We start from the raw sequence: 20,032 nt of genomic DNA, 5'->3' as shown, positions 1-20,032 counted from the left end.
CCGGCAAGGCGACCGGTGGCTCCCGCCGCATCGGTCATCCCGGGTGCGATCGGTGTCACGACGATCGCACCCGCCGCCGCCTAGAAGTGGATCGCGCGGCCGTAAGCGCCCAGCACGCTTTCGTGCATCATCTCGCTGAGCGTCGGGTGCGCGAACACCGTCTCCATCAGCTCGTGCTCGGTCGTCTCCAGCTGGCGGGCGACGACATAGCCCTGGATCAGCTCGGTCACTTCCGCGCCGACCATGTGCGCGCCCAGCAGCTCGCCGGTCTTGGCGTCGAACACCGTCTTGATGAAGCCGTCCGCCTCGCCCAGTGCGATCGCCTTGCCGTTGCCGATGAACGGGAACTTGCCGACCTTGATATCGCGGCCCGCTTCCTTCGCCTTCGCCTCGGTCAGGCCGACGCTGGCGACCTGCGGGCGGCTGTAGGTGCAGCCCGGGATGTTCCACGTCTCGAACGCATGCGGATTGCCGCCCGCCAGCTTCTCGACGCAGACGATGCCCTCGTGGCTCGCCTTGTGCGCCAGCCACGGCGCGCCGGTGACGTCGCCGATCGCATAGATGCCCTCGACGTTCGTGCGGCCGAAGCCGTCGACCTTGATATGGCCGCGATCGGTGGCGACGCCCAGCTTCTCCAGCCCGATCTCCTCGGTGTTCGGCACGATGCCGATCGCGACGATGACGTGGCTGTAGTCCTCGGTGGTGGACGCGCCGTCCTTGCCCTTGATGGTCGCCTTCACGCCGTCCGCGCCGGTGTCGATCTTCTCGACGCCCGCGCCGGTGACGATCTTGATCCCGTCCTTGGTCAGGCGCTTCTCCATGAAGGCGCTGACCTCCTCGTCCTCGACCGGCAGGATGCGCGGCAGCATCTCGACGATGGTCACGTCCGCGCCCATGTCGTTGTAGAAGCTGGCGAACTCGACCCCGATCGCGCCCGATCCGATCACCAGCAGCTTGGTCGGCATCACCTCCGGCACCATCGCGTGGCGATAGGTCCAGATGCGCTTGCCGTCGGCCTTCGCGAACGGCAGGTCGCGTGCACGCGCGCCGGTGGCGACCAGGATGTGCTTGGCCTCCAGCTCGACGGTGCCGTTGCCCTGCTTGACCGACATCTTGCCCTTCGCCGTGATCGTGCCGAAGCCCTCGACCACGGTGATCTTGTTCTTCTTCATCAGCCCCTTGACGCCGGCATTGAGCTGACCGGAAACCTTGCGGCTGCGCTCGACGATCTTGCCCAGGTCGAAGCCGATGTTCTCCGCCTTCAGTCCGTAATCGGCGGCGTGGGTCATATAGTGATAGATTTCCGACGTGCGCAGCAGCGCCTTGGTCGGGATGCAGCCCCAGTTGAGGCAGATGCCGCCCAGCCGCTCGCGCTCGACGATCGCGACCTTCAGGCCGAGCTGTGCGCCGCGGATCGCGGCGACATAGCCGCCGGGGCCGGAGCCGAGAACGATAAGGTCGTAGGTGTCAGCCATGGTAACACTCCCCGGAGCCGCAGCCCCCTGTTGTCATCGAGCGGGCGCGTCGGCCCGGGTATCGTCGTTATGTCGCGGACGGCACTTCGCGCGGGCGGCGGTCCTCGTCGATCGCGACGAAGGTGAAGCGCGCTTCGGTCACCTTGCGCGATTCCTCGCCATGGCGGTCGCGCGCCCAGCTTTCGACCTGGATCGCGATGGAGGTGCGCCCGATCTTCACGATCTCCGCATAGACCGACACTTCGTCGCCGACATGGACGGGGGCGTGGAATTGCATCCCGTCCATCGCGATCGTCACCGCCCGCCCGCGCGAGCGGCGCGCGGCGGTGAGGCCAGCGGCCGAGTCCATCAGGCTCATCAGCCAGCCGCCGAAAATGTCGCCGTACGCATTGGCGTCGGCGGGCATCGCGGTGACGCGGATCGTCGGCGCGCGGTCGGGCGGTGTCGCGGTCATGCCTTGTCTCCTTCGCGGCGGACGCGCCACACGTCACGCGCGCCGAGTACGCCGACCACGACCAGGGTGGCCGCGCCGACCAGCCAGATCGTGTCGGCACCCTGCGGATAGCTCCACGCCGCACCCTTGAAGACGAGCGTGGTCACGCCGAGACCGAGGGCGCTCCACCCGATCTCGCGCTGTTCCGCCGGCAGTTGCATCTGCGCCATGGCGCGCTGCCTCAGGCGAGCATCGCCAGCGGGTTCTCGACCAGGTCGCGGAACGCCTGCATCAACTGCGCGCCGTCCGCGCCGTCGATCGCGCGGTGATCGAAGCTGCCGGTCGCCGACATGATCGACGCGACGCCGAGCGTCCCGTCACCCATGACCCACGGGCGCTTCTCGCCGGCGCCGACCGCCAGGATCATGCCCTGCGGCGGGTTGATGACCGCCTCGAACTGCTTGATCCCGAACATGCCCATGTTGCTGATCGACGCGGTGCCGCCGGCGAATTCCTCCGGCTTCAGCTTCTTGTCGCGGGCGCGCGCGGCGAGATCCTTCATGCGGGTCGAGATGCTCGACAGCGACGCGCTGTCCGCTTCGGTGATGACCGGGGTGATGAGGCCGTCCGGCGTCGACACCGCGACCGAAATGTCGGCGCGCTGGAAGCTGATGAGCTGGTCCGGGGTGAACATCACGTTGCACTTCGGCACCTGGATCAGCGAGACGGCCAGCGCCTTGATGAGCAGGTCGTTGACCGACAGCTTCACGCCGCGCGATTCGAGGCCGGCGTTCAGCTCCCCGCGCAGCTTCAGAAGTTTGTCGAGCTGCACGTCCACCGTGAGGTAGATGTGCGGAACCTGCTGCTTCGACTCGGTCAGGCGGCGCGCGATCGTCTTGCGCATGTTGGTGAGCTTGGTCGCGTCGTGCGGGATGTCCGGCACCTGCGCCGGGGTCGGCGTCGGCGCGGGCGTCGCGGCGGGGGCGCTGGCGGCGGCTGCGGTCGGTGCGGCGGCCTTGGCAGGCGCCTTGTCGAGGTCGGCCTTCACGATGCGGCCGTTCGGGCCGCTGCCGGTGACGCCCGACAGGTCGATGCCCTTGTCGGCGGCGAGGCGGCGGGCGAGCGGGCTCGCCTTGATCCGGTCGCCGGCGGCGCGCGGCGCGGCCTTCGGTTCGGCGGGCTTCGGTGCCTGGGCGGGTGCGGGGGCCGGCTTGGCCTCTTCCTTCGCGGGCGTGGCGGCGGGCGCCGGGGCGGGGGTGCTGTCGCCCGCTTCCTCGTCGTCGCCGTTCAGAAGCGCGATGACCGTGCCGACCTTCACGCCGTCCGATCCCTCGGCGACCATGATCTTGCCGATCGTGCCCTCGTCGACCGCCTCGAACTCCATCGTCGCCTTGTCGGTCTCGATCTCGGCCATGATGTCGCCCGCCTTGACGACGTCGCCTTCCTTCACGAGCCACTTGGCCAGCGTGCCCTCCTCCATCGTCGGCGAAAGGGCAGGCATCTTGATTTCGATCGGCATCGTGATCCTCGAGAGGCTCGTGGGACAGACAGGAGGCCGTCTCTTGCGGACGGGGCGGCGGCGGTCAAGCCCATGCCCCTGCGTCACCTGCTTGCGCGGACGCCGGGGCCGCCGGTACACCGGGTGCGAACGGGGGCCGACATGCGTATCTATCTGACCGTCATCGACGATACGCCCGAGGCGTTGATCGCGCTGCGCTTCGCCGCGCGGCGCGCGGTGAAGACGGGCGGGGGCGTCGAGATCCTCGCGCTGCTGCCGCCGCAGGAGTTCATTCCCTTCGGCAGCGTACAGGCGACGATCGAGGACGAGCAGCAACGCCATGCCGAGGGGCTGGTGGCGCGTGCGGCGGGGACGCTGCTGGAGGAATCGGGGCTGCGGCCGTCGATCACGGTGCGCAGCGGCGACGGGCCGAAGGTGATCCGCGAGGTGATCGCCGAGAATCCGCAGATCGCGGCATTGGTGCTGGGCGCGGCGGCGGACGGTGTGCCGGGGGCGCTGGTCAGCCACTTCGCGGCGGATGTCGGCACGCTGCCGGTGCCGCTGATGATCGTGCCGGGCGGGCTGAGCGCCGAGGCGATCGACCGGCTAAGCTGACACAAGCGCTTGAGCCGGCAGGATTCGCCCGCCACAGTCGCGGCATGATCCTTCCGCTGATGCTCGCCGCCGCCCCGCTCGCTCCCGCCGCCCGCGAGGCGCCGTCTCCCGTGCGGCAACGCGCGACCGTGGAGAAGCTGGTGTCGTTCGGCACCCGCCACTCGCTGTCCTCGACGACCGATCCGAAGCGCGGGATCGGCGCGGCGCGCGACTGGGTGGCGAAGGAGTTCGGCGCATTGTCGCGCGCCTGCGGCGGCTGCATCGCGACCGAGCGGCTGTCGCGGCGCTTCGTCGGCCCGCGCGCGCCCGACGGCGTGGTGATCGAGGACGTGCTGGGCGTGCAGAAGGGCAGCGACCCGAATCGCTACGTCATCGTCGGCGCGCATATCGACAGCCGCGTCACCGACGTGATGAACGCGACCAGCGACGCACCGGGTGCGAACGACGACGCCAGCGGCGTGGCGCTGGTGCTGGAGGCGGCACGCATCCTGTCGAAGGAGCGGTTCCGCGCGAACATCGTCTATGTCGCCTTCTCCGGCGAGGAGCAGGGATTGTGGGGCGCGACATTGCTGGCCGAGACCGCGAAGGCGCGCGGCTGGCAGGTCGATGCGATGCTCAACAACGATATCGTCGGCAACACGCTGGGGCAGGGCGGCGTGACGATCGACCGCTATGTCCGCGTCTTCTCCGAAGGTATCCGCAGCAGCGAATCGCTGGTCGAGGCGCAGGAGCGGCGCGCGACCGGCGGTGAGGACGACGGCCCCAGCCGCGCGCTCGCCAAGACGATCGACGGCGTGGCCACTACCCTTCCCGGCGGCTTCGGCGTGTTCGTCGATCGCCGCCCGGACCGCTTCGGGCGCGGCGGCGATCACGAGCCGTTCCTGAGACAGGGCTATCCGGCCGTCCGCTTCTCGGTCGCGGCCGAAAACTGGGATCGCCAGCATCAGGACGTGCGGACCGAGAACGGCCGCGTCTTCGCCGACACGATCGAGGGGATGGACTTCGCCTATCTGGCCAAGGTGACGGCCATCAACGTCGCGACGATCGCGCGGCTGGCGCAGGCCCCGGCCGCGCCGCCGATGGCGGCGATCTCCGGCGCGCTGTCCTATGACACCAAGGTGACGTGGGCGGCGGTGCCGGGGGCGGCGCGCTACAAGGTCTATTGGCGGCGCGCGGACGGTACGGCGTGGACGGATGCGCGCGACGCGACCGGCACCAGCCTGAACGTGCCGGGCGTGCCGGTCGACGATCATTTCTTCGGCGTGGCGGCAATCGGGGCGGACGGGGCGGAGAGCCTCGTCACCTTCGCGGGACGCGAGCGGAAATAGTCGCCGGCTGCCTCGCGGGCCCAGGTTACAGGCGCGTGGCCAGCAGCTCCATCAGCGCCTCGCAGCCGCGCGCGTCCTCCGCATCGAAGCGCGCGGGCGACGGGCTGTCGAGATCGAGCACGCCCAGCAGCGCGCCATCGCGGACGATCGGCACCACCAGTTCCGACCGGCTCGCCGCGTCGCAGGCGATATGTCCCGGAAAGGCATGGACGTCGGCGACCAGCTGCGTGCGCCGCTCGGCGGCGGCGGTCCCGCACACGCCCTTGCCCAGCGGGATGCGGATACACGCCGCCTTGCCCTGGAACGGCCCCAGCACCAGTTCGCCGTCGACCAGACGGTAGAAGCCGCTCCAGTTCAGGTCGGGCAGATATTGTGCGATCAACGCGGCGGCATTGGCCATGTTCGCGATCGCGTCGCGCTCCCCGGTGGTCAGCGCGTCCAGCGCACCCAGCAGTTCGCGGTACAGCGCCGGCTTCGATTCGGCCTCGATCTGGAAATCGTACATGTCCGTGCACGTAGGTGTTCATGCTGCGCTGCGCCAGAGGGAGTGTAGTGCGCGACGAGCTGAAATTAAGAAGCTGGTAAATGTAGTTAACAGGAAGTATCCCGCATCATTGAGGCGATCCCCTAAGTATTTCTTACGTTAATAGAAATAAAGCAAAAGTGTTAGATTATGTTAGGGTTTCGCGTCTAATCATGTCCCAACAGCGCGGCGTCGGCCGTGCCGGTCGAAAACAGCAATTGCGGAGCGATTTGGTTCCCGCATTGTAAACGCCAGGGACGATGATGAAAAAGATCTGGATTTCGGGCGCCATGATCCTGGCCGCCTCCACTGCCTACGCCGCCACCAGCACGACCAGTGTCGTCGAAACGATCAGCAAGGGCGTCACCGTCGTCGCAGGGTCGACCGTCACCTCGACGGCCGATGCCGCCGCCGCCGCCAATGCCGCCGCCGCCGCCGCGCTCGCCGCGCTGCCGATCGAGCCGGTGCCGGGCGCGATCTCGACCGGGCTGAAGCAGGGACAGGGCCAGCTGCCGCGCCTGACCACCAATTTCAACACCAACGCGCTGCTGATCCCGAGCTGGGGCACCGGCCAGGTGGCGAACAGCGGTGCTCCCGATGTCGTCGGCGCCTTCCGCTTCATCTGCATGCCGGGCCAGGTCCTGCGCGACGACCCGATCGTCTATCCGGGTCAGCCGGGCAAGTCCCACCTGCACCAGTTCTTCGGCAACACCGGCGCCAACGCCTATTCGACCTATGGCAGCCTGCGGCTGAAGGGCGACAGCACCTGCACCAACATGCTGAACCGGTCCGCCTACTGGATCCCGGCGATGCTGGACGGCAAGGGCAAGGTGGTGCGCCCCGATTACGTGACGATCTACTACAAGCGCCTGCCGGAAAGCAGCCCGAACTGCCAGAAGCAGGGCAAGGCCTGCGTCATGCTGCCGCGCGGGATGCGCTACATCTTCGGCTACAACATGAAGACCGGTGAAGGCGGGCACTTCTACTTCAACTGCGACGGGCCGACCGCCACCCCGGGCCATTATCCGGACATCGTCGCGGCGGCGAAGAACTGCCCGACCGGCAACAGCCTGGGCGTGATCATCACCGGCCCGGATTGCTGGGACGGCCGCAACCTCAACAGCGCCGATCACCGCAGCCACGTCGGTTACGGCAGCTACAATTGGGATGGGCAGTACGTCTGCCCCAAGACGCACCCGTACATCCTGCCGACCTTCACGCTGGGCGCCTGGTACAAGGTCGACGACAATCTCGACAAATCGGGCGAGTGGGACCGGTCGCGTTCGACCTGGTCGCTGTCCTCCGACACGATGCCGGGCATGCCGATGATGCGTCCGGGCAGCACCTTCCACGCCGACTGGCTGGGTGCGTGGGACGACGACGTGATGAAGATGTGGACCGATAACTGCATCAACAAACTGCTGAACTGCTCGGGCGGCGACCTGGGGAACGGCAAGCAGATGAAGATGCGGTCCGACTTCTCCTGGGACGCCAAGCCACGGCTGGTCGACATTCCCGCCGCCTGATCCCGAAACCTGACGGCGAACAGGATCCGGTCGCATCCATCGGGGTGCGGCCGGATTTCTTTTGTGCGCGCCGCATGGCTATAGCCGGACCATGGCGCGCATCCCCGTCACCCGCACGATCAGCATCGACCCCGACTGGATCGAGGAAAGCTTCACCCGCAGCGGCGGTGCGGGCGGTCAGCACGTCAACACCACCGATTCGGCGGTGTTGCTGCGCTTCGACGTCGCACGCTCCGACCTTCCCGAACGCGTGAAGATCCGGCTGGCGGAACTGGCGGGCACGCGGATGACGCACGGCGGCGTGTTGACGTTGCGGTCGGAAGGGTCGCGTTCGCAGCATGTGAACCGCGCCGACGTGCGCGAGCGATTGCTGGCGCTGATCCGCGAGGCGACGATCGTGCAGGCCAAGCGCCGCCCGACCAAGCCGACCCGCGCCTCGCAGACGCGACGTGTCGATGCCAAGAAGGGGCGATCGGCGGTGAAATCGGGACGGCGGAAGCCGGCGTTCGATTAGGTAGGGTTGCCGGTCGCGGTGATCGTCGCGTCCGAGGAACCGATCATCGAACCCGCCCCGCGCGCGATTGTCACCCCGGCGCGGATCAGGGCGCGCCGAAACCCATCGCGGTGAAGCGGTCCGGCCATGGTGCCTCGGCGATGATATCGGGCTTGCCGGGACGCGGCACGGTGAGCGCGATCGCGTGGAGCATCATCCCGCCGGGATGCGCGGCGCCATAGACGGGGTCGCCGGTCACGGGACGGCCCACCCCCTCCAGCGCATGGACGCGAATCTGATGCGTGCGGCCGGTTTCGGGACGGAACTCGACCAGCGCACGGCCATCGCGTTCGGCCAGCACGCGCCAGACGGTACGCGACGCCTTGCCGCGCGGATCGCCGGTCATCCGCCAACCGTGCGCGGCGGTGGACACCTTGGCGAGCGGCAGGTCGACGACGCCCTCGGCGGCGTCGGGCACGCCATCGAGGATCGCGACATAGCGCTTCGTCACCTGATGCGCCTCGAACGCCTGCTGGAAGCGGGCGTGCGCCTTCGGGTTGCGCGACAGGAGCAGGCAACCGCTGGTGTCGCGGTCGAGCCGGTGGACCGCGACCGGCCAGCGGCGGAAGCCGAAGGTCAGCGATGCCAGATGGTTCTCGAGACTGATTCCGCCGGCGCGCGGCGGATCGACCGCCAGCCCGGCGGGCTTGTCGATCACCAGTGCCTCGCCATCGAGGAAGAGAACGTGTTGGCCCAACATCCGCGCGCTCTTGCCAGTTGCGACCCGACAAGGCCAGAGGGCGCGGGTGCGTCCGATCCTGATCCTGTCCGCGCTGTTCGCGCTCATCGCCGCCCCCGCTCATGCGCAATCCTGCGCCGGAAGCCGCGCGCCGGTCGCCGCCGACGGGCGGGTGCTGGGCCATTTTCCCTATGGCGACGTGGCGCCGGGCGAGCTGGTGCCGGTCGCATCGGCGCTGACCATCCATCCGTGCCTGGTGCGGCGCGAGATGCTGCCGGACCTCGAACGGCTGCTGACGGCGGCGGGCGGGGAGATCCTCGCTTTGTCCTGCCACCGCTCGGTCAGCTATCAGGAGGCGGTCTTCTGTCGCGAGGATGGCGGCGACGCGGCGGCGCGCGCGCTGTCGGTCGCGCCGCCCGGGCATAGCGAACATGCGACCGGCTTCGCGCTCGATTTCGCGTTCCGCCCCCGCCGCAACGGCTGTCCGGATGCGGAGGCGTGCGTCGCGGCGACTCCGGCGTTTCGCTGGCTGGTCGCGAATGCCGCGCGATACGGGTTCGAGATGTCGTTCCCGGCCGGCAACCGGCAGCAGGTGAAATGGGAGCCGTGGCACTGGCGCTGGGTCGGGGCGAATGCGAAGGTGCCGGGTGCGGCGAGGGCGCGGGCGCTGTTCGGGCGGGCGCGGGGCCGGTTTCCGGCCGATCCGGCGGTGCCGCGCGATGCGGTGGTGATTGCGGCGGTGGTGCCGCCGCCGGTCTATCTGGGGGCGATTCCGCCGCCGGAATGCCGCAAGGGAAAGTGCAGGGTGGCGAAGCGGCGGTGATCGGTTCGTCGTTGCGAGCCTCGCGAAGCAATCCAGGGCCAAATCAGGACGCCCTGGATTGCTTCGCTGCGCTCGCAATGACGGTCGCGCTTCTTACCCCTTCAGCTTCGCAGCGGTTTCGGCGATGCGCTTGCCCTGATAGCGCGCGCCGTCCAGTTCGACCGACGAGGGCTGGCGGCTGCCGTCACCATCGGCGAGCGTGCTGGCGCCATAGGGGGTGCCGCCCTTGACCTCGTCCAGACCCATCTGCCCCTGATAGCCATAGTCGAGCCCCACGATCGTCATGCCGTGGTGCAGCAGGTTGGTCAGGATCGAGAACAGCGTCGTCTCCTGCCCGCCGTGCTGGCTGGCGGTAGAGGTGAACGCGCCGCCGACCTTGCCGATCAGCGCGCCCTTCATCCACAGCCCGCCGGTCGTGTCCCAGAACGCCGCCATCTGGCTCGGCATCCGGCCATAGCGGGTCGGCGCGCCGACGATGATCGCGTCATAGTTCGCCAGCGCGTCCGGCCCCTCGATCTCCGGGTGGGCGGTGTCGGTCTTGAAGCCGGCGGCCTTCACCACCTCGGCGGGGGCGGTTTCCGCGACGCGGCGGATGTCCACATCCGCGCCGCCGGTGCGCGCGCCCTCGGCGATGGCGTCGGCCATCTGCTCGATATGGCCGTAGGACGAGTAATAGAGAACGAGGACCTTGGTCATGACGATATCTCCCTTCGATGAAAGTCAGTCGGCGTCGACGAGCACCAGTTCGGCCTCGTCGATCGCGGTGATGGTGATGGTGCGCCCGCCGGTGATCGCGGCACCGTCGCGCGCGTCGAAACGCTGGCCATCGATCGTGATCGCGCCGGTCGCGGGGACGAGATAGGCGTGGCGCCCCTCACCGACGGCATGGGTCAGCGTCTCGCCCGCGGCCAGCGTCGCCGCCAGCACGCGGGCCTCGGCCCGGATCGGCAGCGCGGCCTGTTCGCCGCCGACGTCCGCGTCATAGCCGCTGGCCAGCGTCACGAACTTGCCGGAACGGTCGCCCTTCGGGAACGGCTTCGCCCCCCAGCTCGGCGCGCCGCCGCTGCGGGTCGGCTCGATCCAGATCTGGAAGAGCGTCGTCGGCTCGGCCTCCAGATTGTATTCGGCGTGCCGGACGCCGGAGCCCGCGCTCATCACCTGCACGTCGCCGGCGCCGGTACGACCCTGGTTGCCCATCGAATCCTGGTGCGTGATCGCACCGCTGCGGACATAGGTGATGATCTCCATGTCGCGGTGCGGGTGCGGCGGAAACCCGCTGTTCGGCGCGATCGTGTCGTCGTTCCAGACGCGGATCGCACCCCAGCTCATCCGGGCGGGCTCATAGTAATTGGCGAACGAGAAATGATGCCGCGCGTCGAGCCAGCCATGGTTGGCGTGCCCCAAGGTGTCGAAGGGGCGGCGTTCGATCCCGGTGGCGGTGCGGGTCAGCGTGTCGGTCATGGTCAACCTCCGTTTCGTTGCCGCCAAGCTAGGGACGATTGACTCGATGAAAAATCGAAACGATTGAAACGGATCGTTTCGTTTATGCCGGAGGACAGGATGCGGCTCCCCGATCTGGAGGCCTGGGCGATCTTCGCGGCGGTGGCCGAGCAGCGCTCGTTCAGCGGCGCGGCGGATGCGATCGGGTTGAGCAAGGCGACGGTTTCCAAGGCGGTGTCGCGGCTGGAGACGCATCTGGGGGTGTCGCTGTTCCATCGCACGTCGCGGCGACTGGCGTTGACGGAGGCGGGACGGCCGCTGGCCGATCACGCGGCGCGGATCGTGGCCGAGGCGCATGCCGCCGAAGAGGCGGCGCGGGTCGGGGCGAGCGTGCCGAGCGGGCGCGTGCGGCTGGCCGCGCCGATGAGCTTCGGGGTGAAGAACGTCGCGCCGATCGTCGCCGACTTTCTGGTCGCGCATCCGCAGGTCGAGATCGAACTGCACCTGTCCGACGCGCGGGTGGATATCGTCGCGGAAGGTTTCGATGTCGCGTTGCGGATCGCCGACCTGCCCGACAGTTCATTGCGCGCGCGACGGCTGTGCTCGGTGACGACGCATCTGGTCGCCGCGCCCGCCTATCTGGCGCGGCACGGCATTCCGACGCACCCGGCGCAGCTCGGCGAGCATCGGCTGCTGGGTTACACCAACGTCACCGGGCCGTGGCGGTTCAGGGGGCGCGACGGCGCGGAAGTGTCGGTGCGCGCGCAGGGGCCGCTGGCGGCGAACAGCGGTGAGGCGCTGGTGCCCGCGCTGGAGGCGGGGCTGGGCGTCGCGCGGCTGCCCGGCTTCATCGTCGGCGAATCGCTGGCGGCGGGCCGGCTGGTCGCGATCCTCCACGACTGGACGCCCGCGCCGATCGGACTCCACCTGCTGACCCCGCCCAGCGCGCTGCGCCCGGCGCGCGTCGATGCGCTGATCACCTTCCTGACCGAACGGCTGCGCGATTAGCGTGCCTGCCTTTGCCTCTTTCGGTCATTTCCGCGCGGGCGGGAGTCCGAACGCGCAGGTTCATCGATAAAGGCGAGACGGCAGCGGGTCTGGATCCCCGCCTTTGCGGGGATGACGTTGGAGGGAGGGCGGTACGGGCCTTCTCTCCCGCTTGCGTTCGCCGGCATCCGCGCCATGATGCGCGAAAAGGGGATCAAGATCATGACATCGCTCGCCGGCCTTCGCGCCGCCGCTCTGGCCGCGTCGCTGACCGTGGCCGCACCCGCGCTGGCCGACACCAGCGTCATCACCGCCGCGCGGATGCTGGACGTGGAGAAGGGCACGATCGTCGCCGATCCGGTCGTCACCGTCACCGACGGGCGGATCGTGTCGGTCGGCACCGGACGCGGCGCGGCGATCCCGGGCGGAGCGAAGCGCGTCGATCTGGGCGACGTGACGCTCGTCCCCGGCTTGATCGACATGCACGTCCACCTGACCTCGCTGGCGGAGGTCGGCGGGTACAAGACGCTCAAGTACACCGACAGCTTCTGGGGAGCGGTCGGGGTGGCCAATGCGCTGAAGACGTTGCGGGCGGGCTTCACCACCGTTCGCAACGTCGGCGCGGCGGATTTCCAGGACGTCGGAATCAAGGAGGCGATCGACGGCGGCTGGCTGGTCGGCCCGCGGATCGTCCCCGCCGGCTACGCGATCGGGGCGACCGGCGGTCACTGCGACGACAATGCGCTGCCGCCGTCATGGGACAAGAAGCTGCCGTCCGTCGTCAACTCGCCGGAGGAAGCCCGCGCCAAGGTGCGCTGGCTGCACAAATACGGCGCGGAGGTCGTCAAGATCTGCGCGACCGGCGGCGTCTTCTCGCTGGGTGATTCGGTCGGCGGGCAGCAGTTGAGCGAGGAGGAGATGCGCGCGATCGCCGACGAGGCGCACATGCTCCACATGAAGGTCGCCGCGCACGCGCATGGCGACGAGGGGATCAAGGCGGCAATCCGCGCCGGGATCGACACGATCGAACATGCCAGCCTGGCCTCCGACGAGGCGATGAAGCTGGCGGTCGAGCACAAGACCTGGTTCGACATGGATATCTACAACGACGACTACATTCTGGCGACCGGCACCGCCAACGGCACCGAGCAGGAGAGCCTCGACAAGGAAAAGGCGATCGGTCTGAAGCAGCGCCAGACCTTCCAGCGCGCGTTCAGGATGGGCGTGCCGATGATCTTCGGCACCGATGGGGGCGTCTATCCGCATGGCGACAACGCCAAGCAGTTCGCCAAGATGGTGCAATGGGGGATGACGCCGTTGCAGGCGATCCGCGCCGCCACGGTCAGCGCGGCGCAGGCGCTGGGACGCGAGGGCGACGTCGGCGCGATCGCGGTCGGGCGCTATGGCGACATGGTGGCGGTGGCGGGCGATCCGCTCCGCGACGTCACCGTGCTGGAGCATCCGGTCGCGGTGGTGAAGGGCGGCGTGAAGGTCGATTGAACCCCGCGCCCGCGTCGCGCGTCTCCCCGCGACAGGAGAGACGCATGACCGACGACGACAAGGATCAGATCGCCAAGGACTTCGCCGAGGCGGTCAACATGGCCCCGGCCGAACTGGAGAAGTTCCTCGATACCGACGACAGCAAGCGTGTCGGGTGGAAGGGTGAGGACGGCAAAGGAAAGGGTGAGAGCGTCGGGCACGAATCGGGGCGGCGGATCGTCGCGATCAAACGGACGAAGAAGGCCGACCTGACCGACGCCGATTATGCGCATATGAAGAAGGTGGTCGGCTACGTGCACCGCCACCTGTCGCAGGGCGGCCCGGCGAAGGACAAGGCGCATTCCGACTGGCGCTATTCGCTGATGAACTGGGGACACGACCCGCTGAAATGAGCGGGCGTTGACCGATCGGGCCGGGACGCCTATAGACCGCCGGTCCGCGAGGAGGCGACTCCGGCGGGCAGCTTGAACATTGCTGGATGCATCAAGGGCCATCCGGTCGCCGCCCATGCGGTGGCGCCGCGGTCCTTTTCGTATTCCAAGTCTGTGTTTTAGGGCTCCAGCAAAGTAACCTATCGGAAAGGTGAAGGCTTCAATGCCGACGATCAACCAGCTGGTCCGCAAGGGCCGCGACCCGCAGAAGGCCAAGAGCAAGGTCCCTGCGATGGAGCAGAACCCGCAGAAGCGCGGCGTCTGCACCCGTGTTTACACCACGACCCCGAAGAAGCCGAACTCGGCGCTTCGCAAGGTGGCCAAGGTCCGCCTGACGAACCAGCGCGAAGTCATCAGCTACATCCCGGGCGAAGGCCACAACCTGCAGGAGCACTCGGTGGTGCTGATCCGCGGCGGCCGTGTGCGCGACCTTCCGGGTGTGCGTTACCACGTGCTGCGCGGCGTGCTCGACACGCAGGGCGTCAAGGACCGCAAGCAGTCGCGGTCGAAGTACGGTGCGAAGCGGCCGAAGTAAGCCGCTCCCGTATTCTCACCAGCTGATTGAAAGGTAACAGATCATGGCGCGTCGTCGTCGTCCCGAGAAGCGGGAAATTCTGCCTGATCCCGTGTACGGGGATGAGGTTCTCTCCAAGTTCATGAATTCGGTGATGCTGGACGGCAAGAAGTCCGTCGCGGAAGGCATCGTCTATTCGGCGCTCAATACCGTCGAGACCCGCGCGAAGCGCGAGCCGATCGGCGTGTTCCACGACGCGCTGAACAACATCAAGCCGGGCATCGAGGTCCGCAGCCGCCGCGTCGGCGGCGCCACCTACCAGGTGCCGGTCGAGGTTCGCCCCGAGCGTGCGCAGGCGCTGGCGATCCGCTGGCTGATCAGCGCCGCGCGCGCGCGTAGCGAGAACACGATGTCGGCGCGTCTGTCGGGCGAGCTGCTCGACGCGTCGAACAACCGCGGCAACGCGGTGAAGAAGCGCGAGGACACGCACCGCATGGCGGAAGCGAACCGCGCCTTCTCGCACTACCGCTGGTAACACCGGCGATGCGGACGCTGCCTGTCTTGGAAGCGTCGCAAATCTGACCTATATCGTGGGGAGCCGGCCGATGCGCTGCGCTCCCCACATCGTTAAGGAAGCCCGATCATGGCCCGCAGCCATCCGCTCGAACTCTACCGCAATATCGGCATCATGGCGCACATCGACGCCGGCAAGACGACGACGACCGAGCGTATTCTCTATTACACCGGCAAGTCCTACAAGATCGGCGAAGTCCATGAGGGCACCGCCACGATGGACTGGATGGAGCAGGAGCAGGAGCGCGGGATCACGATCACGTCGGCTGCCACCACCTGCAAGTGGAAGGCTGAAGAGGGCAAGGGCCCCGAGCATCTCATCAACATCATCGACACGCCCGGCCACGTCGACTTCACGATCGAGGTCGAGCGTTCGCTGCGCGTCCTCGACGGCGCGGTCGCGTGCTTCGACGGCGTCGCGGGCGTGGAGCCGCAGTCGGAAACCGTGTGGCGTCAGGCCGACAAGTACGGCGTGCCGCGCATGTGCTTCGTCAACAAGCTCGACCGCACCGGCGCCGACTTCTACTTCTGCGTGAACTCGATCATCGAGCGTCTGGGCGCGAAGCCGGCGGTGCTGTATCTCCCGATCGGCATCGAGGGCGGCTTCAAGGGCCTGGTCGATCTGGTCGAGAACCGCGCGATCATCTGGCTCGAAGAGTCGCTGGGCGCGAAGTTCGAGTATCAGCCGATCCCCGACGACATGGTCGAGAAGGCGGCGAAGTATCGCAACGACCTGATCGAGCTGGCCGTCGAGCAGGACGACGCGGCGATGGAGGCGTATCTGGAAGGCAACGAGCCGGATACGAAGACGCTGAAGGCGCTGATCCGCAAGGGCACGCTGAACATGGCGTTCGTTCCGGTCGTGTGCGGTTCGGCGTTCAAGAACAAGGGCGTACAGCCGCTGCTCGACGCGGTGGTCGACTTCCTGCCGTCGCCGCTCGACGTGCCGGCGATCAAGGGCGTGAAGCTGGACGGCGAGACGCCGGACGAGCGCCCGTCGTCGGACGAGGCGCCGTTCTCGGCGCTGGCGTTCAAGATCATGAACGACCCGTTCGTCGGCTCGCTGACCTTCGCGCGCATCTATTCGGGTGTCCTGACCAAGGGCGGCTACCTGAACTCGGTGAAGGACAAGAAGGAAAAGATCGGTCGTATGCTCCTCATGCACGCGAACTCGCGTGAGGACATCGAAGAGGCGCGTGCGGGCGACATCGTCGCGATCGCGGGCCTGAAGGAAACGACGACCGGCGACACGCTCTGTGATCCGGCGCACCCCATCATCCTGGAGCGCATGGAATTCCCGGAGCCGGTGATCGAGCTGTCGGTGGAGCCGAAGACCAAGGCCGACCAGGAGAAGATGGGCATCGCGCTCAACCGCCTGGCCGCCGAGGATCCCTCGTTCCGCGTGTCGACCGATCACGAATCGGGCCAGACGATCATCAAGGGGATGGGCGAGCTCCACCTCGAGATCCTCGTCGACCGCATGAAGCGCGAGTTCAAGGTCGAGGCGAACGTCGGTGCGCCGCAGGTGGCGTATCGCGAGTATCTGAAGAAGCCGGTCGACATCGACTACACCCACAAGAAGCAGTCGGGCGGCACCGGCCAGTTCGGTCGCGTGAAGGTGAAGCTGACGCCGGGCGAGCGCGGCGCGGGCATCATCTTCAAGGATGAGATCAAGGGCGGCAACATTCCGCGCGAGTACATCCCGGCGATCGAAAAGGGCTTCCGCGAGACGGCGGCCACGGGCTCGCTGGTCGGCTTCCCGATCATCGACTTCGAGATCACGCTGTACGACGGTGCGTACCACGACGTCGACTCGTCGGCGCTGGCGTTCGAAATCACCGCGCGGGGTGCGATGCGCGAAGGCGCGCAGAAGGCCGGCATCACGCTGCTTGAGCCGGTGATGAAGGTCGAGGTCGTGACCCCCGAGGATTACCTCGGCGACGTGATCGGCGACATGAACAGCCGCCGTGGCCAGATCCAGGGCACCGACACGCGCGGCAACGCGCAGGCGGTGACCGCGATGGTCCCGCTGGCGAACATGTTCGGCTATGTGAACTCGCTCCGCTCGTTCACGCAGGGTCGCGCCAGCTACTCGATGCAGTTCTCGCACTATGACGAAGTGCCGCAGAACGTGGCTGACGAGGTGAAGGCCAAACTGGCCTGAGCCGAAGCGCACGGGGCCAGTCGCTGACTGGCTCCGAGACGCGAGGAAGCCGGCCGGCGGGTCGGCTTTGCCGAACCCGTCCGACGACGCAGGATTTACTCCTGCGTCGGCTCTCAGGAGCCCCGGAGGGTTTGCACAACGGTTCAACAGCCGCTATGGGGCTCGCCTTCACGCGAGTCCTCGTGCGGCTTGCATGTGAAATCCAGAAGGTAGGGAAACAATGGCTAAGGCTAAGTTTGAGCGGACCAAGCCGCACCTGAACATCGGCACCATCGGTCACGTCGACCATGGCAAGACGTCGCTGACCGCGGCGATCACCAAGGTGCTGGCGGAGAACGTCGCGGGCAACGCGGCGGTGGACTTCGCGAACATCGACAAGGCGCCGGAAGAGCGCGAGCGCGGCATCACCATCTCGACCGCGCACGTCGAGTATGAGACGGCGAACCGCCACTATGCGCACGTCGACTGCCCGGGCCACGCCGACTATGTGAAGAACATGATCACCGGCGCGGCGCAGATGGACGGCGCGATCCTGGTCGTGTCGGCCACCGACGGCCCGATGCCGCAGACCCGCGAGCACATCCTGCTCGCCCGTCAGGTCGGCGTGCCGGCGATGGTCGTGTTCATGAACAAGGTCGATCTGGTCGACGACGAAGAAATCCTCGAGCTGGTCGAGCTGGAAGTCCGCGAGCTGCTGAGCTCGTACGAGTTCCCGGGTGACGACATTCCGATCATCAAGGGTTCGGCGACCTGCGCACTGTCGGGTTCGAACCAGAAGCTGGGTCCGGATGCGGTGCTCGAGCTGATGAAGGCGGTCGACGAGTACATCCCGCAGCCGGAGCGTCCGCTGGACAAGCCGTTCATGATGCCGATCGAAGACGTGTTCTCGATCTCGGGTCGTGGTACGGTCGTTACCGGCCGCGTCGAGACCGGCATCATCAAGGTCGGTGAGGAAGTCGAGATTGTCGGCATCCACCCGGAAGTCCGCAAGACCACCGTCACCGGCGTCGAAATGTTCCGCAAGCTGCTCGACCAGGGTCAGGCGGGCGACAACGTCGGCGCGCTGATCCGTGGCGTCGCCCGTGACGAGGTCGAGCGTGGCCAGGTGCTCTGCAAGCCGGGCTCGATCAAGCCGCACACCGACTTCTCGTCGGAAGTGTACGTGCTGTCGAAGGACGAAGGTGGCCGTCACACGCCGTTCTTCGCGAACTATCGTCCGCAGTTCTACTTCCGCACGACCGACGTGACCGGCACCGTCGAGCTGCCCGAGGGCACCGAGATGGTCATGCCGGGCGACAACGTCGCGCTGGGCATCAAGCTGATCGCCCCGATCGCGATGGACGTCGGCCAGCGCTTCACCATCCGCGAGGGTGGCCGGACCGTCGGCGCGGGTGTCGTCAGCGGCATCACCAAGTAAGCGTTTCGGGTCGCGCAAGCGGCTCGGGATGAAAAAGGTTCCGCCCGGTGCGCCGAAAGGTGCACCGGGCGGTTGCCTTTTTATGAGGGCGGACGTAATGCCGCCCCTTCGGTTTTCGGTTCGAGAACAGCAAGAGGTGCTCCCGATTCGCGTCGGGCCGGTTTCCGGCACGACGGGTTAGGGCAGGGCCCCGCTCTTTCGCATTGGTAGGGACTATGGACAGCAACATCCGCATTCGCCTGAAGGCGTTCGATCATCGCGTGCTCGATCAGGCGACCGGCGACATCGCCGACACCGCGCGCCGCACCGGCGCGCTCATCCGTGGTCCCATTCCGCTCCCGACCCGCATCGAGAAGTTCACGGTCAACCGTGGGCCGCACATCGACAAGAAGTCGCGCGAGCAGTTCGAGGTCCGCACCTACAAGCGGATGCTCGACATCGTCCAGCCGACCCCGCAGACCGTCGACGCGCTGATGAAGCTCGACCTGGCGGCCGGTGTTGACGTCGAGATCAAGCTGGCCTAATGGCCGGCATCCCGCGGTCGACCTCAAGTCCCGCGGGTTTGTCGTTTCGTGTCGGATCGCACGAAACGGACGGGCGGCCCGCCTGAGCGGGTGCCCCGACGACCATGAGATACCGCCGGTCGCTCTCGGGTGACCGGGTCCAGCGTCTCCCGTCTGCCCCCGTTCATGGGGGCGCCTAGCCCGGGACGGGGGCACGCTTCGCTATTCCGGGCTGGACTGATCGGCGATGGAAGTCGCCGGTCGCACGCACCCTGGGGATGGGCTTCAGGGTGCCTCTGTCAAGGAGCAAGGGATCATGCGTACTGGCGTGATCGCGAAGAAAATGGGGATGACCCGCCTGTTCCAGGACGACGGCCGCCACGTGCCGGTCACCGTCCTGCAGATCGAGGCGCTACAGGTCGTCGCCCGTCGCGAGAATGACCGGGATGGCTATACGGCCGTCCAGCTTGGCGCAGGTGTCGCCAAGGCCAAGAACGTTGCCAAGCCGCAGCGCGGCCACTTCGGCAAGGCCGAGGTCGAGCCGAAGGCGATCGTTCACGAATTCCGCGTGAGCGAAGAGAACCTCCTCGACGTCGGTGCCGAGCTCTCGGCGGACCATTATGTCGCCGGCCAGCTGGTCGACATTCAGGGCCGTACCCAGGGTAAGGGTTTCGCCGGCGCGATGAAGCGCTGGAACTTCGGCGGTCTGCGCGCCACGCACGGCGTGTCGGTCAGTCACCGTTCGCATGGTTCGACGGGTAACCGTCAGGATCCGGGTCGCGTCTTCAAGAACAAGAAGATGGCCGGCCACATGGGCGACAAGAACCGCACGCAGCAGAACCTCGAGATCGTCGGCACCGACGTCGAGCGTGGCCTGATCTTCGTGAAGGGTTCGGTCCCCGGCTCCAAGGGTGGCTGGCTGTTCGTCAAGGACGCCGTCAAGCAGGCCCGTCACGAGAGCGCGCCGTTCCCGGCGTCGATCAAGGCGGCCAACAACAATGTTTCCGCAGAGCCTGCTCCGGCAGCTGCCGAGAGCCAGGAGGGCTAAGA

General features: G+C 67.3%; 22 protein-coding genes. 14 read left to right on the top strand and 8 right to left on the bottom strand.

Annotated features, from left to right (window positions below; translation table 11 throughout):
• Nucleotides 1–80 precede the first annotated feature (80 nt).
• The 4 genes from lpdA to NS334_RS05125 form a co-directional block, all read right to left on the bottom strand.
• A complete protein-coding gene (gene lpdA / locus NS334_RS05140; RefSeq protein WP_058754885.1) occupies nucleotides 81–1,475 on the bottom strand; it encodes a dihydrolipoyl dehydrogenase in 1,395 nt (464 codons plus the stop codon).
• 67 nt (nucleotides 1,476–1,542) lie between these two features.
• Nucleotides 1,543–1,929, bottom strand: a complete 387-nt coding sequence (locus NS334_RS05135; protein ID WP_058754884.1) for an acyl-CoA thioesterase — start codon at nucleotides 1,927–1,929, stop codon at nucleotides 1,543–1,545.
• Entirely contained in the window at nucleotides 1,926–2,138 is a 213-nt protein-coding gene (locus tag NS334_RS05130) for a hypothetical protein (RefSeq protein WP_058754883.1), read from the bottom strand. The genes NS334_RS05135 and NS334_RS05130 overlap by 4 nt, the downstream gene beginning before the upstream one ends.
• An 11-nt stretch (nucleotides 2,139–2,149) precedes the next feature.
• Nucleotides 2,150–3,427, bottom strand: coding sequence for a pyruvate dehydrogenase complex dihydrolipoamide acetyltransferase (locus tag NS334_RS05125; RefSeq protein ID WP_058754882.1), 1,278 nt, complete (start codon nucleotides 3,425–3,427; stop codon nucleotides 2,150–2,152).
• 141 nt (nucleotides 3,428–3,568) lie between these two features.
• Between NS334_RS05125 and NS334_RS05120 the strand changes: the two genes are divergently transcribed.
• On the top strand, nucleotides 3,569–4,021 hold the full coding sequence (locus NS334_RS05120) for a universal stress protein (protein ID WP_058754881.1): 453 nt from the start codon (nucleotides 3,569–3,571) through the stop codon (nucleotides 4,019–4,021).
• Nucleotides 4,022–4,065: 44 nt separating this feature from the next.
• On the top strand, nucleotides 4,066–5,349 hold the full coding sequence (locus NS334_RS05115) for a M20/M25/M40 family metallo-hydrolase (protein WP_058754880.1): 1,284 nt from the start codon (nucleotides 4,066–4,068) through the stop codon (nucleotides 5,347–5,349).
• 25 nt (nucleotides 5,350–5,374) lie between these two features.
• On the opposite strand, the gene NS334_RS05110 is transcribed toward NS334_RS05115, so the two are convergent.
• Nucleotides 5,375–5,854 carry a GAF domain-containing protein gene (locus NS334_RS05110; protein ID WP_058754879.1) on the bottom strand — a complete coding sequence of 160 codons (480 nt, stop codon included), beginning with the start codon at nucleotides 5,852–5,854 and terminating at the stop codon, nucleotides 5,375–5,377.
• Between the two features lie 308 nt (nucleotides 5,855–6,162).
• Here NS334_RS05110 and NS334_RS05105 point away from each other — a divergent pair, with 308 nt between their 5' ends.
• Nucleotides 6,163–7,398: a DUF1996 domain-containing protein gene (locus tag NS334_RS05105; protein WP_193753003.1), complete on the top strand. Its 1,236-nt coding sequence runs from the start codon at nucleotides 6,163–6,165 to the stop codon at nucleotides 7,396–7,398.
• 91 nt (nucleotides 7,399–7,489) lie between these two features.
• Entirely contained in the window at nucleotides 7,490–7,912 is a 423-nt protein-coding gene (arfB, locus tag NS334_RS05100) for an alternative ribosome rescue aminoacyl-tRNA hydrolase ArfB (protein WP_058754877.1), read from the top strand.
• 85 nt (nucleotides 7,913–7,997) lie between these two features.
• Here the strand turns inward: arfB and NS334_RS05095 are convergent, their stop codons facing one another.
• On the bottom strand, nucleotides 7,998–8,651 hold the full coding sequence (locus tag NS334_RS05095) for an RluA family pseudouridine synthase (protein ID WP_058754876.1): 654 nt from the start codon (nucleotides 8,649–8,651) through the stop codon (nucleotides 7,998–8,000).
• A 46-nt stretch (nucleotides 8,652–8,697) separates the two neighbouring features.
• On the opposite strand from NS334_RS05095, the gene NS334_RS05090 reads away from it, so the two are divergent.
• Entirely contained in the window at nucleotides 8,698–9,453 is a 756-nt protein-coding gene (locus NS334_RS05090) for a M15 family metallopeptidase (protein WP_241491810.1), read from the top strand.
• Nucleotides 9,454–9,546: 93 nt separating this feature from the next.
• Here the strand turns inward: NS334_RS05090 and wrbA are convergent, their stop codons facing one another.
• Both wrbA and NS334_RS05080 read right to left on the bottom strand, forming a co-directional pair.
• Entirely contained in the window at nucleotides 9,547–10,149 is a 603-nt protein-coding gene (wrbA, locus tag NS334_RS05085) for an NAD(P)H:quinone oxidoreductase (protein WP_058754875.1), read from the bottom strand.
• Nucleotides 10,150–10,173: 24 nt separating this feature from the next.
• Nucleotides 10,174–10,914, bottom strand: coding sequence for a pirin family protein (locus tag NS334_RS05080; protein WP_058754874.1), 741 nt, complete (start codon nucleotides 10,912–10,914; stop codon nucleotides 10,174–10,176).
• 99 nt (nucleotides 10,915–11,013) lie between these two features.
• Here NS334_RS05080 and NS334_RS05075 point away from each other — a divergent pair, with 99 nt between their 5' ends.
• The 9 genes from NS334_RS05075 to rplC all read left to right on the top strand — a co-directional run bounded on the left by NS334_RS05075 (nucleotide 11,014) and on the right by rplC (nucleotide 20,030).
• Nucleotides 11,014–11,901, top strand: coding sequence for a LysR family transcriptional regulator (locus NS334_RS05075; protein WP_058754873.1), 888 nt, complete (start codon nucleotides 11,014–11,016; stop codon nucleotides 11,899–11,901).
• A 201-nt stretch (nucleotides 11,902–12,102) separates the two neighbouring features.
• The gene (locus tag NS334_RS05070; protein ID WP_058754912.1) at nucleotides 12,103–13,380 is read left to right on the top strand and encodes a metal-dependent hydrolase family protein; all 1,278 of its coding nucleotides are present in this window, start codon (nucleotides 12,103–12,105) and stop codon (nucleotides 13,378–13,380) included.
• A gap of 44 nt (nucleotides 13,381–13,424) precedes the next feature.
• Nucleotides 13,425–13,772 (top strand): DUF3140 domain-containing protein, encoded by a 348-nt coding sequence (locus NS334_RS05065; RefSeq protein ID WP_058754872.1) that lies wholly within the window; start codon nucleotides 13,425–13,427, stop codon nucleotides 13,770–13,772.
• 202 nt (nucleotides 13,773–13,974) lie between these two features.
• Complete coding sequence (rpsL, locus tag NS334_RS05060; protein WP_022691828.1) at nucleotides 13,975–14,346, top strand: 30S ribosomal protein S12; 372 nt, start codon at nucleotides 13,975–13,977, stop codon at nucleotides 14,344–14,346.
• Between the two features lie 43 nt (nucleotides 14,347–14,389).
• Nucleotides 14,390–14,860, top strand: coding sequence for a 30S ribosomal protein S7 (gene rpsG, locus NS334_RS05055; RefSeq protein WP_058754871.1), 471 nt, complete (start codon nucleotides 14,390–14,392; stop codon nucleotides 14,858–14,860).
• Between the two features lie 108 nt (nucleotides 14,861–14,968).
• Nucleotides 14,969–17,062: an elongation factor G gene (gene fusA / locus NS334_RS05050; RefSeq protein WP_058754870.1), complete on the top strand. Its 2,094-nt coding sequence runs from the start codon at nucleotides 14,969–14,971 to the stop codon at nucleotides 17,060–17,062.
• 220 nt (nucleotides 17,063–17,282) lie between these two features.
• Nucleotides 17,283–18,479 carry an elongation factor Tu gene (tuf, locus tag NS334_RS05045; RefSeq protein ID WP_058754869.1) on the top strand — a complete coding sequence of 399 codons (1,197 nt, stop codon included), beginning with the start codon at nucleotides 17,283–17,285 and terminating at the stop codon, nucleotides 18,477–18,479.
• Nucleotides 18,480–18,694: 215 nt separating this feature from the next.
• Nucleotides 18,695–19,003 (top strand): 30S ribosomal protein S10, encoded by a 309-nt coding sequence (gene rpsJ / locus NS334_RS05040; protein WP_007406109.1) that lies wholly within the window; start codon nucleotides 18,695–18,697, stop codon nucleotides 19,001–19,003.
• A 295-nt stretch (nucleotides 19,004–19,298) separates the two neighbouring features.
• Nucleotides 19,299–20,030: a 50S ribosomal protein L3 gene (gene rplC / locus NS334_RS05035; protein WP_058754868.1), complete on the top strand. Its 732-nt coding sequence runs from the start codon at nucleotides 19,299–19,301 to the stop codon at nucleotides 20,028–20,030.
• Nucleotides 20,031–20,032 lie beyond the last annotated feature (2 nt).

The organism is Sphingomonas endophytica, from assembly GCF_001476895.1.
Taxonomy (GTDB): Bacteria; Pseudomonadota; Alphaproteobacteria; order Sphingomonadales; family Sphingomonadaceae; genus Sphingomonas; species Sphingomonas endophytica_A.
The sequence above is the reverse complement of the archived record's forward strand: the minus strand, read 5'-3'. Positions and strand labels throughout refer to the sequence as shown.